Origin of the sequence: Streptomyces sp. NPDC005811 (assembly GCF_040630405.1) — a bacterium.
Classification (GTDB): domain Bacteria; phylum Actinomycetota; class Actinomycetes; order Streptomycetales; family Streptomycetaceae; genus Streptomyces.
The window spans coordinates 1-1278 of sequence record NZ_JBEXXK010000148.1; the positions used below are offsets into that span (position 1 = coordinate 1).

2 protein-coding genes are annotated in these 1278 nt (G+C 65.6%); both read right to left on the reverse strand.

What is annotated here, in order from left to right:
- Window positions 1-30: 30 nt before the first annotated feature.
- Entirely contained in the window at window positions 31-951 is a 921-nt protein-coding gene (locus ABZ490_RS52170; RefSeq protein ID WP_359008138.1) for an IS3 family transposase, read from the reverse strand.
- The gene (locus ABZ490_RS52175) at window positions 939-1226 is read right to left on the reverse strand and encodes a transposase (protein ID WP_359008141.1); all 288 of its coding nucleotides are present in this window, start codon (window positions 1224-1226) and stop codon (window positions 939-941) included. The genes ABZ490_RS52170 and ABZ490_RS52175 overlap by 13 nt, the downstream gene beginning before the upstream one ends.
- Window positions 1227-1278: the final 52 nt, after the last annotated feature.

Consider the following 1278-nt stretch of genomic DNA (forward strand, 5'->3'; position numbering starts at 1 on the left):
TGTCAATCCCCTCGAACTGTGGAGACCTTCCTATGCAGCCAGCTCCTCGGTGAAGCTGGCCCAGTAGTCGTGTTCGTAGTCGATAGGGCTCTTCCAATGGCACACGCTGTGTAGCCGATGGGTGTTGTAGAAGTCGGTGATCCAGGTCGCGATCCTGATCCGGGCCGCGGCGCGGGTGGAGAAGGTGTGCCGGTGGACATACTCGACCTTGAGCACGCTGTTGAACGCCTCGCTGACGGCGTTGTCGAAACAAGATCCGACCCGGCCCATGGACTGGAAAACACCCAGCCGGCGGCAGGCCCGGCGGAACCTCCGCGAGGCGTATTCGCTGCCGCGGTCCGTGTGAAAGATGACGCCTCGCACGTCTCCGCCACGGGTCGTCGCGGCCATGTGCAGGGCAGCGACGACGAGTTCAGCATCGTGGCGTGCCCCCATCGCGTAGCCCAGCAGACGCCGGGAGAAGAGGTCGATGACCGTGGCCAGGTACAGCTTGCCCTCGCCGGTTTCGATCTCCGTCATGTCCCCGCACCAGACCAGGTCGGGTGCCTCGGCGCTGAAGTCGCGGCGCACGAAGTCCGGGGCGGCCGGCCGCTTCCCCGGGCGGGTCAGCCCCCGCCGTCTGCGCACCTTCCGCGCGACCAGGCCGAGCTCGGCCATGATCTTCGCGATGGTGTTCACCGAGACCCGCCAGCCCTGCCGGACCAACCTGATCCAGATCTTCGGCGAGCCGTAGGTGCCGCCGGAGTCGTCGAACTCTCCCTTCACCGCCTCGATCAGATGCTGTCTGCGCAGCTCACGCTGGGTGGGCTGGTGGGTGCGGTGTTTGTAGAACCACGACTCGCTCACGCCCAGGGCGCGACAGGAGACGCGGTGCGAAATGCCGTGCTCGGTCCTGAAGTCACTGATCACCCCGACGACGGACGCCGGGTCCGCCACGGCTACTTCACCCACAGGACCATGCAGCGTTTGAGGACATCACGCTCCATGTCCAGCTCCTTGTTGTCCCGCTTGAGCTGGGCGTTCTCCCGCCGCAGACGCTCCAGTTCGTCAGTTTCGCCGGACGGTGCGGTCCCTGCCCGGCGGGCGCGGGAGACCCAGCTCGCCAGCGTGGTCTCGTTGATCCCCAGGTCTTCGGCGACCTCCGCGATCGTCTTGCCGGTCTCCATGACGATCCGTACAGCTCCCTCACGGAACTCCGGCTCAAACTTCCGTCGCTTCTCCGCCATGACTCCCAACTTCCCCTGCAGTCATGGTCTCTACGCTACGAGGGGAGGGACA